Origin of the sequence: Anaerofustis sp. (assembly GCF_019420015.1) — a bacterium.
Lineage (GTDB): Bacteria > Bacillota > Clostridia > Eubacteriales > Anaerofustaceae > Anaerofustis.
In genome coordinates, this window is sequence record NZ_JAHZIA010000008.1 from 42,901 (window position 1) to 57,487 (window position 14,587).

Sequence of the window (14,587 nt, forward strand, 5' to 3'; positions counted from 1 at the left end):
CCTCCTCCCGACTAGTATTCAACCAGCTGCATTATCTTTTCCAACAATTTACCCGAGCTAGGCAAAACTTCTTTTGCTTTCATTGGACTGAATGGGGTAATATTATCATCATTACACATTCTGATAATAGGCGCCTCCAAGTAATCAAAAGCTTCACTTTCTGCAAGAATTCCGGCTATTTCACTGCCTACAGAACAAGTCTTGTATCCTTCATACAAAATAATTGCCCTTCCGGTCTTTTTAACCGACTTAATCACGGTATCTTTATCGATAGGTTTTATCGTTCTAAGGTCTATTACTTCTACTTTTACATCACTCATATAAGCAACATCACTTGCTTTTAGAGCCTCCTTAACCATACTTCCGTAAGTAATAACAGTTATATCATTACCCTCACGCACTATACTTGCTTTTCCTATCGGAATTCTTTCTTCCGCCGTCTCGCTTATTTCCCCTTTTGTATTATATAAATTTTTATTCTCAAAGAATAAAACAGGTTCATGTTCAAAAAATGCACTCCTCATCAAACCCATAGCATCTTTCGGAGTTGAAGGATAGACAATCTTTATTCCGGGGAAATGAGCCAAAACAGATTCAATAGATTCATTATCCTGCACGCTTGAATAAGGAGTATATCCGATGGGACAACGTATCAACAAACTTCCCGGAGTTTTTGTTCCCAATAAATTCAGCTTTGAAGCATAATTTATTATAGGATCAAGAGCCCTTATTAAAAACTTTGTTCCGGGTACTTCAGTAATGACATTAAATCCGTTAAGACTGAGTCCGACACTTGAGCCTATATAAGCATTCTCACTTACAGGAACTTCTATAATCCTCTCTTCCGGTATTTGTACATCAAAACCTTTACTTATTTTATATTCTCCTCCGAAAACGCCAATATCCTGCGAAACAAAAACACTGTTTCGATTTTTTCTGAGTTCATATAAAAGAGTATTTTTAATGGCCTGTTTAAATGTTATTTCCATCATCTATCTGCCTCCCCAAAGAAATCATAGTCATTGCCGGATCCTTTGTCTTGATTATCGATTTTCAACATACTGTGTAAATCCGATATATCATTTCCGTTATTATTGTCACTCACATCTATAACCTGAGATGGATTTCTGTCTATAACGGTAAACGGTTTATTCACACTGTCATTCACTTTTCTCATATATTCGTTTATAATTTCATCATCTACGTCCAAATTAGAAAGCACATCTTCTCTTTCATTAACATATAAACCATCATTTTTATTTTCAGCTTGATCTATATTTTGAGTTTTTAACCTGTTAAAGTCCGCATGTCTTTCATTTGATGAACTTACATATGTAATTTCTTTATCATCTTTGTTTTCATCATCCGAAATAAAATTGATGTAATCAAAAGACCCCTCTGTATCCGGCTTATACTTTTTCTCTTCTTCGTCTATTTCTTTAAATATATTGTCCAGTACCGTTTGAGCATTAGAAATATATTTTTTTTCTTCTTCAGTTACTATATCTTCGTCTTCAGCTTCTCTTGATTTTCTCTTCAAACTGTCACTGAAGTCAACATCTGCAAAACCATCTGTATTCGAAATTAATTTATGTGTGTGACCGTTCTTTAAAATATCTTCAACTTTTATTTCTTCTTTTTCGATATCATCTCTTTCGGGGAAAATATTTTTCAGTTTTCTTATTTCGTCAAAGACTTTATCGTTTGCCCTTATATCCTCTTCAGTGTCTTTTAAATCTTCACTTGTAGTAAGAGGTATTTTTAATTTAGGTTCTTCTATCAATACCGAAGTATCAGCATGTTTTAAGAATTCTTTTTGTTCAAGCAACGATTTAAGCTCTTCTTCTATTTGTGTTTTTTTAGAAATTTTCTCTTCTTCTTTTTCTTCCTGTATTTCTTTTGGAACTTGTTTCTCGTTCAGTATTTTATTTATTATACTGTCCATTTCATTTGAAATCGTATCCTTCATCATTTGAAGATCATCATCTATACCTACCATATTTTGAAGCATATAGTTACTCAAAATTTTTATAGGACATTTTTCAAACCACGACTTTAATTCCTTTGAACTTCTATAAAGTGCCTTATCCTCTAAATGATGCCCGCTGAAACGATAAGTTTTCGCCTCCAAAATAATAGGACCTTTTCCTCCTCTAACATAGCTTGCGGCAGTAAGCATAGCCTCGTACACATCAAGAACATTATTGCCGTCAACAATAATACCGGGAATTGAAAAACTTCCTGCACGCGATGCAATATCTTTAACCGTAGAAGTCTTGGCAAAACTTTGACCTTTTGCATACCCGTTATTCTCAACCAAATATATAATCGGAAGTTTAAACATCGATGCCATATTTACACTTTCCGAAAATACACCTTCATTTACTGCACCGTCGCCTATAAACGAAACTACTATATTGTTTGTATGATGTATCTTTTCTCCCATCGCAACACCTGTGGCTACAGAAACATTTCCTGCAGGAAGCGCAGAAGCACCGTATATGTCAGACTTTATATCTGCCATATAGCCGGGTCCGGCAATACCATTTGTATAGCCTCCGTCAAGCCCCATTATTTCTCTGAACATTTTCTCAACATCCATTTCAAGACAAATAGATGCAGCAAAGTTCCTGTGAGAAGTAAATACTTTATCTTTACCGTTTATCGCTGCCATTGCACCAGCGCTTACAGCTTCTTGACCTATTGACAAATAAAGTTCAGTATGTATTTTACCATCTTCGTATAGTGATGCGAGCTTTTCCTCAAAAACCCGTACCTTAAGCATTTTATAGAATAATTCTACAATCTTTTGGTTATTTATGTTCATTATTACCCCCTATTTCCTGCTGGATAGAATTTCCTGTGCATAAATCAAATCTTCCGGTGTTGTTATTTTTATATTGTTGTAAGAACCTTTTATTATCTTAACTTTTACATTATTCTGCTCCACAAGAAAAGAATCGTCTGTTCCTACTATTCCCTTTTCTTCAGCATTTTTATATGCATCTTTTAAAATTTCAGATTTAAAGACCTGAGGTGTTCTTATATTGTAAAGAGAACTTCTTTCAACCGTTCCTGATACAAAACCATTTTCATCGGCTTGTTTGACCGTCTCTTTTACGGGCACCCCTAAAACGCATCCTCCGAACTTCTTTGCTCCGAGTACGGTATTTATTATCTCTTTATTTGATATAAGAGGTCTTGCCCCGTCATGTACAGATATAATGGTACATCTCTCGTCTACCTTTTTTACTGCATTATATACAGACGCCTGTCTGGTTTTTCCGCCTATTACAAGTTTATAAGGCTTTTTAATTTTATATTCTTTTAAAACTTTGTTTTTAAATAACTTTTCTTCATTATCCGCCACAACAATCAATATTTCGTCAATATACGGACATTTATCAAAAGCCGTTATAGTATGAGTAAGAATCGTTTTGTTATCAAGGGTAATATATTGCTTATTTATACTTTTACCCATTCTCGTACCCCTTCCGGCTGCGGGAATTATTACACTTACAAAATCTTCATTCATGTATATACTCCTCAAAGAATAAATAATATATTATTATAACATATTTTCTTCCATAAATGAAAAGTAATTGTCTTTACCTATAATAACATGATCCAAAACCTTTATTCCTAACAACTCTCCCGCTTCAACCAACCTCTTCGTCAAAGACTTATCTTGGTCTGAGGGTTTTGAATCCCCGCTTGGATGATTATGCGTTAGTATAATCGTATTGGCATTTTTCTTTATTGCATTTTTGAACACTTCTCTTACATGAACCAATGACGTATTTATGGTGCCTATTGAAATAAGTTCTATATCTATAATCACATTTTTGGTATTCAATAAAATAACCTTAAAATGTTCCTCACTCAAAAAACTCATATCATAAGAAAGCAGATTAACAACATCATCCGTGCAGGTTATCATCTTCTTTTCGTCTTTCTTTAAATACGCTCTTCTTCCTATTTCCAAAGAAGCCAAAATCATGGAAGCTTTGATATCCGTCATTCCGGGATTATCATTCTTAAGCTCCTCTTTTGTAACCCCAATCAAATCCCTTAGTGAAGAGCCGTATCTCCTTATTACATTTTCGGATAACTCAATAACGGTTTTTGTAGAATCTCCTTTTCTGAGAATCAAAGAAATAAGTTCTTTATCCTCAAGTTCACCTATACCTTCTTCAAATAATTTTTTTTCAATATTATATATTATTTCTTTATCTGTCTTCATTACATTACCTAAAATCTTTCAATATATCATAAAGAACACTTATACTGAGTCCGACTACATTGAAATAATCACCTTTTATTCCGCTTATAAATTTACCGGCAACTCCTTGAATTGCATATCCGCCGGCTTTATCATAAGGCTCGTCCGAGCTTATATAATCTTCTATTTCTTCCTTAGTAAGTTTCTTAAAAGTAACATAAGTTTCAACACACTCTTTCACAACTTTATCATTACTCATCACACACATTCCGCTTATTACACTGTGAGTTCTGCCTGAAAGCTTTGATAATATCCTTCTCGCATCTTCTTTGTTTTTTGGTTTTAATAAAACTTCATTGTCAAGATAAACAATTGTATCCGCAGATATAATTATTTTATCTTCATTACCGCAAAACACTGCTTCTGCTTTTTTTGATGCTATATTTTTCAAATTTTCATAAACGGATAATTTATCGTCAAAATTTTCATCTACGTCCGAAACTTCTATCTCAAATTTGACATCAAGCATATTTAAAATATCTTTCCGTCTGGGAGATTTAGACGCCAAAATAATACTTTTCATAAAAACCTCATTTATAATAAATATACCAAAAAACACATATCCTTTCAAGATATATTGTTTCTTATACTATTTAATTCAACAGCTTTTACGCTTTTTACATTTTAAATGATGTGTGAGTCTAAAAAAAGATATAATCAATAATAGATTAATATTCATTATGTATTTCAAAACACCATAAAACAAATATTTTATTAGCATATATAATTTAGTTATACAATATAAACAGACATATGTTTAAAACATATTTTATGTCTTTGTTAATATGGACTTTCACACTCTTAAATGATATAATAAGGCATTGTTGGAAATTGATGATTTTTAAGATATAAAGGAAAAATTTTATATGAAAGCTGTAGTTCAAAGAGTAAGAAATTCAAAAGTATCCGTAAACGGTAATATAATATCTCAAATAAATAAAGGTTTCAATGTTTTATTTTGCGCACAGGAAGGCGATACTAAAACCGATGCGGATTATTTGGTAAAAAAGATTTCAAACCTAAGAATTTTTGAAGACAACGAAGGCAAAATGAATTTATCCATAAAAGATATTAACGGAGAAATGTTAATTATATCTCAATTTACTCTTGCCGCAAGCACCAAAAAAGGTAACAGACCGAGTTTTACAAAAGCAATGAATCCAGATGATGCAAACGAGTTATATGAATATTTTATGGATGAAATAGCAAAACAAAATATACCCGTAAAAAAAGGAATGTTTGGCGAAGATATGCTCGTTGAAATAAATAATGACGGTCCTGTTACAATATTGTTTGATACAAAAAATAAGGAGTAAAATATGGGCGAAGAAAGATTGGATGTAAATGAATTTCTTAAAAATGATTTAATGATAGACAATATATGCAAAACGAAAAGAATTCTCGGAGTATTTGAGGATGAAATATACTGCTATTTAAAAGGAGATATCGCAGACACAAAAGCAGTTACTTTCTTCATTGAAAAAATAAACAATATTCTCCCGATAAAAAAAATCATCGTAAGTGAGATGACAGACGATGCAATCCAAACATATCTGGTAGACTATTTTACCAAAAATGATATTTCATTTAAATTTGTCACCGACTACAATGACGAGGATGAAGCATATATGATAATCATATGTGAAGAAGATATTCAAAGAGAACCTTTATTATACGAAACGGATATCCCAAGCTCGTATTTAATCAACTTCGGGAAAACATTATGTAAAAAACATATGGCAATACTTACTGAACTTGATCCTGAAATGGCAAAATATTATAAAAAGGAAACCTTCCTTACAAAAGGAAATTGCGTAATATGCAAGGAAGAAGAGAGGAGAAAATAACATGGATATAAAAGCATTCCAACTTGGTCCTGTAGGAACAAACTGTTATATACTTACAAAAAACGGACATTCAATAATAATAGATCCGGGACATAATGACGAAAGATTGCTGGATTATATAAAAAAAGAAAATTTAAATATAGAAAAAATTCTTCTTACTCACGGACATTTCGATCATATCGCAGGAGTCGATATGATAAGAAACGAAATCGGAGCAAAAGTTTATATTCATGAACAAGACAATGAAATGTTGTTAAATCCAAACAAAAATGGCTCTGCGCTTATGATGGGAATGAATATAACAATAAAAGATGCCGACGAATTCGTTTATGATGATGAAAAAATCGATTTTGAGGGAAGTACAATAGAAGTAATTTATACTCCCGGACATTCTAAAGGCGGAGTATGCTATAAAATAGATGATGCAGGAGTCATATTCTGCGGTGATACATTGTTTTACCGTTCAATAGGAAGAACAGATCTATATGGAGGAAGTATCGAAGAACTGGAAAGCTCCATAAGAAATAAAATTTATACTCTAAATAAAAACTATACTCTTTTGTCAGGACACGGAGAGGCAACAACCATTGAAGATGAAAAAAAATCAAACGGGTTTTTCAGAGCATAAATGAATATAACTACCGATAATAACATAAAAGAAATTCACGTTCGTGAAATACTTCAAATGTTTTACCCTGATAAGTATAAAAATATCAAAATAAAATTATACTTACAGGGTAATTTTATATATTTAGAGTACAAAGAAAAAACATACAAAGAAAGAGTAACACTTTCTCTCAAAAATACAACAAAAAGATTGGTATACAAAGTACTGCAAAAAGAAACAGGCAAATCCTTCCCCTACGGAGTATTGACCGGAGTAAAACCCATAAATATACTAAACTTATACAGTAATGAAACAATAGAGGAAGTAAAAAAAGTTCTTTCCCAAAATTACCTTATGTATGACGAAAAGATAAACCTGCTTTTGGAAACCAAGAAGAATCAAGAAAAACTCATAAACGATAAACTCGCAAGCTTGTATATCCATATACCTTTTTGCCCAAAAAGATGTTCTTATTGTTCATTTCCTTCCAAAATATTAAATGAAACAAGCAAAGAGCTGGATATATATACCGACTGCCTAATAAAAGAAATCAAGAGCCTAAAAAATATAATCAAAGAAAAAAATATTTTTCTGGATTCCATATATATTGGAGGCGGAACTCCGGGAATACTAAAAGAAAGCAATCTAGATAAACTGCTTTCGAATATAAACAAATATATAAATATTGATACAGAATTTACTTTTGAGCTTGGAAGAGCAGATTTATTGACAAAAGAAAAACTGGAAATATTAAAAAAACAAAGAGTAACGAGAGTCTGCCTAAACCCACAGTCGATGACGGATGAAGTACTAATAAATTGTAACAGAAATATCAAAACAAAAGATTTTACAGAAGGCATAAAATTGATAAAAAAATACGGTTTCATAATAAATTCCGATTTAATTATGGGACTAAATGACGATATAGAATCATTTTTTGAAGAAGTAAATAAACTTGTTAACATGGATATAGATAATATAACAATACATACTTTGGCATTAAAAAGAGGAAGTGCATTAGACACCATAAAATTCGAAAACGAAGATTTTCAAAACACACAAAAAAGATGTTTTCAGTTATTAAAAAACAAAGGATACAATCCTTATTATTTATACAAACAAAAACAAAGCCTTTGTATGGGAGAAAATGTGGGATTTAGTAAACAAGAAAAAGAGTGTATATACAATATAAAAACAATGAAAGATAAAAGCACCATACTTGCAATCGGAGCAGGAGGTGCCGGTAAAATATATAACAAATCTCAAGACAAAACATACAGGATAAACACAACAAAAGATACAAACATATACATGAAAAATATAGACAGTATAATAAAAGAAAAGGAAAAAGAATACTCTATGTATATATAATAGAGTACTGCTTATGAAAAATACTTAATAATAATTTTATTATAATCAAATTCTGCATATGGGATTTATATTTCCCATATACAGAATAAAAATAATTTTTAATTTTAATCTATCACATAATCCACAGAAATGCTGCTTTCTCTCACTTTATGCATATAACTCTTCACAACATCCACATGATAATGATCATTTTGATATATATCAAGGTCTTCTTTGTTATTTAAAATAACCTCAAGAATAATATCATACGATCTGTCAGAATGAAGGAAATCTATTCCGACTTTTATATCTTTTATCACATCAACATGATTCTCCATTGACATTAAAGTTTCTTTTGCCATTTTACAGGATTTATCACTGCTATCTTTTAATTTGAAACAAACAATATGCTTTATCATCAGACTACTTTCCCTGCCTCTACAATTTTTTTAATTTTTCCAAAGCACTACTCAAATAAGGCTTATCCAATTGCTCAATCTTACCCTCATCGCATTTCTGTGCTATTTGAGGATCAATAGGTATACTTGCAAGGACATCCAATCCATATTTGTCTGCAATTTCATTTACATGGCTTTTCCCGAATACACTGATTTTTTCACCACATCCTGGACATTCTATATAGCTCATATTTTCAACGAGACCCAAAACATTTATATTCATCATATTCGCCATATGAACTGCCTTTTCAACGATCATTGAAACCAATTCCTGCGGAGAGGCAACAATTATAATTCCGTCAACGGGAATCGTTTGAAATACGGTAAGAGGAACATCTCCTGTTCCTGGAGGCATATCAACAAACATATAATCAATATCTTCCCATATAATATCAGTCCAAAACTGCCCTACGGCACCTGCTATAACAGGACCTCTCCAAACAACGGGTTTAGTATCGTCATCCAAAAGAAGATTTATAGACATAATATCAACCCCGCCTTCACTCTTCTTAGGATAAGCGCCTTCCTTAGTCGCATAAACATTACCGCTTACACCGAAAATTTTAGGTATTGATGGACCTGTTATATCGGCATCCAAAACTCCTACATTGTATCCCTCTTTTCTCATTCCGCTTGCCAAAAGAGATGTAACTAAAGACTTACCTACTCCCCCTTTTCCGCTTACAACACCTATAACTTTTTTTATATTGCTTTTCCTATGGGGTTTCACAAGAAAATCTTCTCTGCTTTGCTCTCTTGATGAACAATTTGCAGAACAATTTGAACAATCATGTGAACATTCACTCATTACAACATTACCTCTTTAATCAATATTAATTTTCATTTTCTATACATTATAGCACTAATACTTTATTTTTTATACATATAAAACGAAATTTAGAAATAAATTAAAGAATAAAGCATATAAAATACATTATATAATCACTCTTGATACTCTTTTCGACAAACGACTTACAATTTCGTTTGAAATTGTATCCCCCAAATCTGCCATATCCATTACACTGATATTTTCATCTATTAAAACAACTTCATCTCCAATCTTTACCTCATTTATATTACTTACATCAACAAAAAGCTGATCCATACAAATCCGTCCAACTATTTTTGCTCTTCTGCCACCTATCAAAACATACCCTCTATTTGAAAGGTTTCTTGGGATACCGTCTGCATACCCTATACATACAACTGCTATTTTCATTTTTTTATCTGCTTTAAAATCAAGTCCATACCCTAATCTTTCTTTAACACCAATATCCCTAACAAGCTCTACTCTGGACTTCAACGTCATAACACATTTAAGGTTAATATCACACAGAACCTTATCTTCACTTTTACTGTAAATACCATAAAGAGCAATACCTATTCTTGCATAATCATATTTTAAACTCGGATAATTCAAGACCCCATAACTGCCTTGAATATGATATTTTAAATTTTTATACCCTCTTTCTATTAAAAATTTTCTAACTTCTTCAAACCTCTTTATCTGAAGTTTTGTAAACATAATATCATTTTTATCTATACTGTCACTTACACATAAATGACTAAACACACCTTCAACGTTTAAATGTTTTAAAGTTAGTATATCTAAAATCCTATTGACAGAATAAAAACTTTCCCCAAGCCTATGCATACCTGTATCAACTGCAATATGAACTTTAATATCTATTTTGCTATCATCAAGCATTAATGCGTATTCATAATTAATAACAGTTTGAGTTAAATCATACAATTTAATAAGATATACAAAATTCACATCTGTATACCCAAGAATCAATATATTCCCGACTATACCATTCTTACGAAGTCTTATACCCTCATCTAAACTAGCCACACAAAAATCATACACTCCCGCTTCATTTAAAATGCTTGCAACCTCAACATCTCCATGACCATAGGCATTGGCTTTTATTGCAGGCATCAACTTACAACCATCCCCTATTATTTTTCTAAATTGGTTTACATTATAAATTAAATTATCTCGATTTATTTCTATCCAAGCTCTTTTATAATTTTCCACTTATTAACCCTCTATAAGAAAATAACTTCCTGAGCATATCAGAAAACAAATAAGAAAAAATGCAAACCAAAATATAAAATAATATCGAGTTATTTATTACAATATTTAAAAATACAACATTTTTAAATATGAACCTACATAAAACAATCACAAAAGGATGGATTATATAAACATACATAGATAAACTTCTCAATGTTTTTTTATTCCCTATATTAAATCTCAAAATAAAAGAGAACAAAAATATAACTAAAGGAATAAGAAAAACATACATACTGGAATGTCTTTGTAAATTTAATTTTCTAAGCACCCCCGCTTCAATTAAAAGAAACACAAAAGATATAATCAACCCATAAACATTTACATTTTCTTTAAAGGCTTTTTTTCTGCCTCTGAATAAAATCCCTATCATTAAAAATATCGGTGCATAAAAAATTCCGTTTCTCGTATAGTCAAAAAATTTAAAAAGAAAATCATAAAAACACTTTATGTATTTTATATTATATATAGCTCCATAATAACTGTCTCCCAAGAGCCCCATAACATATAAAATCAAAGTTATTACAAAAATCTGCTTTAAATCAAATTTTTTACTTAGTATAAATATCAACATACTTCCCATAATGACAGAAGGCATATACCATAAATGATAAAACGTTCCGTCAAATAAAAACATTTTTAAAATACTGCCCATACTTTTAATATTTTCAAAATGTCCGGCATATAAATTTATTGGAATATATAATAATGTCGCAACCAAATATAAAACGAGAATCTTTTTTAAAAATGATTTTAATATATTTATACCATCAGAAGAAGTTAATACCTTATAAAGAACAAAATACCCTGATACCATTAAAAAGAATGGCACCGCAACACGAAACAATACATATGTAATATAAAAATCAAGATTTTCATTAATGGAAGATAATGGACCTATATGTATCGCAACAACCATAAACGCGGCAATCAACTTAAAAATATCAATTCCGCCATACCCTATTCTTTTTTCCATTTTAACTTCTCCAAAGGGTAACAATAATACCGTCAATATTGTTACCTGATATTGTATAAGAAATATTATCCGGTATATCTATGTATCCACATTTTTCAAATGGAACATAAAATATTTCTATCAAATTATTAATATCACTATAAAATAAACTTTTTTCTTTATATTTAAATGATTTAACATACTCGATATACTCTTCCAAACATAAATTTTCTTTTTCCATAATTATAGAATGAGGATATCCTACATATCTAAAATGCCACGGTTCATAAGATATTCCCGTTATTTTTTCTTTATTCTTTTTGTACCTTTCTATAAACCCATATTTAACGGCTCTACATTTAAAACTTTTAAAAATCCCTTTATCAGGAAAATCAGGTCTTATAAAATCAACTTCTTCACATCTTTTGCCTATATCAATGGCAAGCCCGGTTTGATGTTCACTGCACATTGGATACGCTACATATTTATTTGTAAAATTAACACCATTTTCTTCTATGGAACTTTCATAAATATTTCTTTGTTCTGATAAGGTTCTAAAGCCGCTTACATATACAAATTCATTTTTAACCCCGATATCAAAAAGAAGTTCCTTAAGCATAAATGCCATTTTACTTTTTATATAAATACCATTTTGAGAATCTATACTTTTCATACCCGACTTTAAAGGTTCGCTTTTTAAAGGATAGTTTCTATTTACCAAAACAAGCTCGCCGTCATAAATCATATCCTTATCAATAAATAGTTTCATCACAATCACCCATTTCAATAAGTGCATTTACAATTTCATCAAAACTCAGACCTATCCCCTTTAACATATTGGGATACCTGCTATGAACGGTAAAACCCGGAATGGTATTTATTTCATTAAAATATATATTGTTATTTTTATCTATAAACATATCCACTCTCGCAAAATCTTTACAGTCTAAGATTTTATATATTTTTCCCGCCAAATCTAAAACTTCTTTTGTAAGCTCATTATTTATCCTTGCAGGTAAATGAATTATTGATTTTTCCAGAGTGTACTTTTCGTTATAATCAAAAAACTTTCCTCCGGTTTCTATTTCATCTATCAAACCTCTAACAATTTTTTTATTACCAAGTACAGCTACTCCCACTTCAAAACCATCAATATTTTCTTCAACCACAACTCTATTATCATAACGAAAAGCCTCCTTTAAAGCTTTATATAATCTTTCTTTATTTATTACCTTAGTAATACCGAAAGACGAGCCTGATTTTAAAGGTTTTACAAACACAGGAAACCCTATATTATCGATAAAGTTAACAACTTTATCCTTATCATTAATATCATCTATCAATATACTACTTGGAACTTTACATCCAAAAGATTCAACCAATTTATGAGCTCTGTATTTATCCATACATAAAGCCGAAGACAACACACCACACCCAACAAAAGGAATCTCTGTAAACTCTAAAAGCCCCTGTATCGTTCCGTCCTCTCCGTTCTTTCCGTGAAGAACAGGAAAAACAACATCGATGTGTTTAAAATAAAACTTATCTCCTTTTAAATAATTAATACCCTTTTTGTTCTTATCCATAGAAAGAAAAACTTTATAACAGGTTTCATCATCAAACCATTTGTCATCTTTTATTAGATTTATATCACCCTCATACAAATAACAACTTCCATTTTTCTTTATTCCAAGCAAATGAACATTATATTTTTCTTTGTTGATTGACTTAATAACACTGTGAGCACTTTCCAAAGAAACGTTATACTCAAATGAAGCTCCTCCGAAAACAACTAAAACATCTTTTTTCATAAATTTCACCTTCTAAAAATAATATAAAACTTTGCAAAGTATATAGTGATTTTGTAATATTATTATAAATTTTTAAAAGAATTAAATCTTGAAGTCCCGGTTAAGATGTTATTAAATTTTTTTTAATAGTTATTAAGAAAAATTAATAAAAAAAGAACCAAATGGTTCTTTTTAATCAGATATAAAGTTTAACAATTTATCATAAGATTTCTTTGCATCGTTATAACCAAGATTATACAATTCATCAAGTTTATCTCTATTTTTTTCCAGTCTGTCAATACTCATATCAACGCTTGGTCTTATAACAAAGGCTCTTCCATTACTAACTTCACTTTCGATTTTATCCAGTGAATTATTATAATTTATATGTCTGTTTGCCATTGAATTGATAAAATTTGGATATTTTTTATATTTTATTTTCATTACAGGCAAAAGTTTATTTTTTTCTTTTCTATATCCATCAGGCTGAGTAAGAACAATAACATTTTTTTCGTTACCGTCTTCCTTTGCTCTGTTAATGGGAATCGAATCAGCTATTCCTCCGTCAAGATATTCTTTTCCGTCAACTTCGACAATCCTTGAAAGTAAAGGAAGAGAACTGGAAGCTCTTACATAAACGATATCCTTATCCATATCCTCAAGTTTTATATATTCGGCTTTACCTGTTTCCATATTTGTAACAACAGCATACAAATTTCCTTCAAACAACTCGTATGTTTTTTTATCGAAAGGATAAAGACGATTTGGTATTTCATCATATAACATCTTGGCACCGAAGTAATCCCCGGTTGTAACTAAACTGTAAAAACTCGCATACCTTTTATCATCAAGATAATCGACATTTACCCTGTAAGCCCTGTTTCTCTGTTTTCCAAGATAGGAACAAGCATGACAAATTCCGGCTGAAACCCCATAAGTATTTTCAAAATATATATCTTTATCAATAAAAAAATCCAAAACACCTGCGGTATAAATACCTCTCATCCCACCGCCTTCAAGAACAAGTCCACCTTTATACATAGCCACCTCCACGTTTGTTCTTATATTTTAACAGATATTATAGCACCATTCTCTCATCTTTCAAATAACATAGAAACTTTTATATTCAAAATATGTATATAAAATCTTTGCCATAAATTTTATATACATAACAAAAATTTTAATAATTCACATAAACTAAAATATTTAATTGTTTCATTC

At 30.8% G+C, this 14,587-nt stretch carries 16 protein-coding genes; 4 read left to right on the forward strand and 12 right to left on the reverse strand.

What is annotated here, in order from left to right; all coding sequences use genetic code 11:
- Window positions 1-11: 11 nt before the first annotated feature.
- From QZ357_RS01585 to QZ357_RS01605, 5 genes are read right to left on the reverse strand one after another with little or no spacing between them, the layout of a single operon-like run.
- On the reverse strand, window positions 12-992 hold the full coding sequence (locus QZ357_RS01585) for a transketolase C-terminal domain-containing protein (RefSeq protein WP_290771067.1): 981 nt from the start codon (window positions 990-992) through the stop codon (window positions 12-14).
- Entirely contained in the window at window positions 989-2,827 is a 1,839-nt protein-coding gene (locus tag QZ357_RS01590) for a thiamine pyrophosphate-dependent dehydrogenase E1 component subunit alpha (RefSeq protein WP_290771069.1), read from the reverse strand. Before QZ357_RS01590 ends, QZ357_RS01585 begins: the two co-directional genes overlap by 4 nt.
- Window positions 2,828-2,836: 9 nt before the next feature.
- Entirely contained in the window at window positions 2,837-3,535 is a 699-nt protein-coding gene (gene ispD, locus QZ357_RS01595; RefSeq protein ID WP_290771071.1) for a 2-C-methyl-D-erythritol 4-phosphate cytidylyltransferase, read from the reverse strand.
- A 33-nt stretch (window positions 3,536-3,568) separates the two neighbouring features.
- A complete protein-coding gene (gene radC / locus QZ357_RS01600) occupies window positions 3,569-4,243 on the reverse strand; it encodes a DNA repair protein RadC (protein ID WP_290771073.1) in 675 nt (224 codons plus the stop codon).
- Window positions 4,244-4,247: 4 nt separating this feature from the next.
- Complete coding sequence (locus QZ357_RS01605; RefSeq protein ID WP_290771075.1) at window positions 4,248-4,805, reverse strand: nucleoside triphosphate pyrophosphatase; 558 nt, start codon at window positions 4,803-4,805, stop codon at window positions 4,248-4,250.
- A 343-nt stretch (window positions 4,806-5,148) separates the two neighbouring features.
- Between QZ357_RS01605 and dtd the strand changes: the two genes are divergently transcribed.
- The 4 genes from dtd to hemZ are packed head-to-tail and all read left to right on the forward strand — an operon-like array spanning window position 5,149 to window position 8,107.
- A complete protein-coding gene (dtd, locus tag QZ357_RS01610) occupies window positions 5,149-5,598 on the forward strand; it encodes a D-aminoacyl-tRNA deacylase (RefSeq protein ID WP_290771077.1) in 450 nt (149 codons plus the stop codon).
- 3 nt (window positions 5,599-5,601) lie between these two features.
- Entirely contained in the window at window positions 5,602-6,129 is a 528-nt protein-coding gene (locus QZ357_RS01615) for a hypothetical protein (protein ID WP_290771079.1), read from the forward strand.
- A gap of 1 nt (window position 6,130) precedes the next feature.
- Window positions 6,131-6,757: an MBL fold metallo-hydrolase gene (locus QZ357_RS01620; RefSeq protein ID WP_290771080.1), complete on the forward strand. Its 627-nt coding sequence runs from the start codon at window positions 6,131-6,133 to the stop codon at window positions 6,755-6,757.
- Entirely contained in the window at window positions 6,758-8,107 is a 1,350-nt protein-coding gene (gene hemZ / locus QZ357_RS01625; protein ID WP_290771082.1) for a coproporphyrinogen dehydrogenase HemZ, read from the forward strand.
- 104 nt (window positions 8,108-8,211) lie between these two features.
- Here the strand turns inward: hemZ and QZ357_RS01630 are convergent, their stop codons facing one another.
- The 7 genes from QZ357_RS01630 to QZ357_RS01660 form a co-directional block, all read right to left on the reverse strand.
- Window positions 8,212-8,505: a Dabb family protein gene (locus tag QZ357_RS01630; protein ID WP_290771084.1), complete on the reverse strand. Its 294-nt coding sequence runs from the start codon at window positions 8,503-8,505 to the stop codon at window positions 8,212-8,214.
- Window positions 8,506-8,524: 19 nt separating this feature from the next.
- Complete coding sequence (locus tag QZ357_RS01635; RefSeq protein ID WP_290771086.1) at window positions 8,525-9,352, reverse strand: Mrp/NBP35 family ATP-binding protein; 828 nt, start codon at window positions 9,350-9,352, stop codon at window positions 8,525-8,527.
- 126 nt (window positions 9,353-9,478) lie between these two features.
- The gene (gene vanT / locus QZ357_RS01640; protein WP_290771088.1) at window positions 9,479-10,585 is read right to left on the reverse strand and encodes a serine racemase VanT catalytic subunit; all 1,107 of its coding nucleotides are present in this window, start codon (window positions 10,583-10,585) and stop codon (window positions 9,479-9,481) included.
- Window positions 10,572-11,597, reverse strand: a complete 1,026-nt coding sequence (locus QZ357_RS01645; RefSeq protein WP_290771091.1) for an acyltransferase — start codon at window positions 11,595-11,597, stop codon at window positions 10,572-10,574. The genes vanT and QZ357_RS01645 overlap by 14 nt, the downstream gene beginning before the upstream one ends.
- Window position 11,598: 1 nt before the next feature.
- A complete protein-coding gene (locus tag QZ357_RS01650) occupies window positions 11,599-12,345 on the reverse strand; it encodes a D-alanyl-D-alanine carboxypeptidase family protein (RefSeq protein WP_290771093.1) in 747 nt (248 codons plus the stop codon).
- A complete protein-coding gene (gene vanG / locus QZ357_RS01655) occupies window positions 12,329-13,387 on the reverse strand; it encodes a D-alanine--D-serine ligase VanG (protein WP_290771095.1) in 1,059 nt (352 codons plus the stop codon). The genes QZ357_RS01650 and vanG overlap by 17 nt, the downstream gene beginning before the upstream one ends.
- Window positions 13,388-13,558: 171 nt before the next feature.
- Window positions 13,559-14,407 carry a patatin family protein gene (locus QZ357_RS01660; protein WP_290771098.1) on the reverse strand — a complete coding sequence of 283 codons (849 nt, stop codon included), beginning with the start codon at window positions 14,405-14,407 and terminating at the stop codon, window positions 13,559-13,561.
- Window positions 14,408-14,587 lie beyond the last annotated feature (180 nt).

What these genes read in the sequence shown, in the direction of transcription:
- QZ357_RS01585 (WP_290771067.1), bottom strand. Translation starts at nt 992, where the DNA reads ATGATGGAAATAACATTTAAACAGGCCATTAAAAATACTCTTTTATAT.
- QZ357_RS01590 (WP_290771069.1), bottom strand. Translation starts at nt 2,827, where the DNA reads ATGAACATAAATAACCAAAAGATTGTAGAATTATTCTATAAAATGCTT.
- ispD (WP_290771071.1), bottom strand. Translation starts at nt 3,535, where the DNA reads ATGAATGAAGATTTTGTAAGTGTAATAATTCCCGCAGCCGGAAGGGGT.
- radC (WP_290771073.1), bottom strand. Translation starts at nt 4,243, where the DNA reads ATGAAGACAGATAAAGAAATAATATATAATATTGAAAAAAAATTATTT.
- QZ357_RS01605 (WP_290771075.1), bottom strand. Translation starts at nt 4,805, where the DNA reads ATGAAAAGTATTATTTTGGCGTCTAAATCTCCCAGACGGAAAGATATT.
- dtd (WP_290771077.1), top strand. Translation starts at nt 5,149, where the DNA reads ATGAAAGCTGTAGTTCAAAGAGTAAGAAATTCAAAAGTATCCGTAAAC.
- QZ357_RS01615 (WP_290771079.1), top strand. Translation starts at nt 5,602, where the DNA reads ATGGGCGAAGAAAGATTGGATGTAAATGAATTTCTTAAAAATGATTTA.
- QZ357_RS01620 (WP_290771080.1), top strand. Translation starts at nt 6,131, where the DNA reads ATGGATATAAAAGCATTCCAACTTGGTCCTGTAGGAACAAACTGTTAT.
- hemZ (WP_290771082.1), top strand. Translation starts at nt 6,758, where the DNA reads ATGAATATAACTACCGATAATAACATAAAAGAAATTCACGTTCGTGAA.
- QZ357_RS01630 (WP_290771084.1), bottom strand. Translation starts at nt 8,505, where the DNA reads ATGATAAAGCATATTGTTTGTTTCAAATTAAAAGATAGCAGTGATAAA.
- QZ357_RS01635 (WP_290771086.1), bottom strand. Translation starts at nt 9,352, where the DNA reads ATGAGTGAATGTTCACATGATTGTTCAAATTGTTCTGCAAATTGTTCA.
- QZ357_RS01645 (WP_290771091.1), bottom strand. Translation starts at nt 11,597, where the DNA reads ATGGAAAAAAGAATAGGGTATGGCGGAATTGATATTTTTAAGTTGATT.
- QZ357_RS01650 (WP_290771093.1), bottom strand. Translation starts at nt 12,345, where the DNA reads ATGAAACTATTTATTGATAAGGATATGATTTATGACGGCGAGCTTGTT.
- vanG (WP_290771095.1), bottom strand. Translation starts at nt 13,387, where the DNA reads ATGAAAAAAGATGTTTTAGTTGTTTTCGGAGGAGCTTCATTTGAGTAT.
- QZ357_RS01660 (WP_290771098.1), bottom strand. Translation starts at nt 14,407, where the DNA reads ATGTATAAAGGTGGACTTGTTCTTGAAGGCGGTGGGATGAGAGGTATT.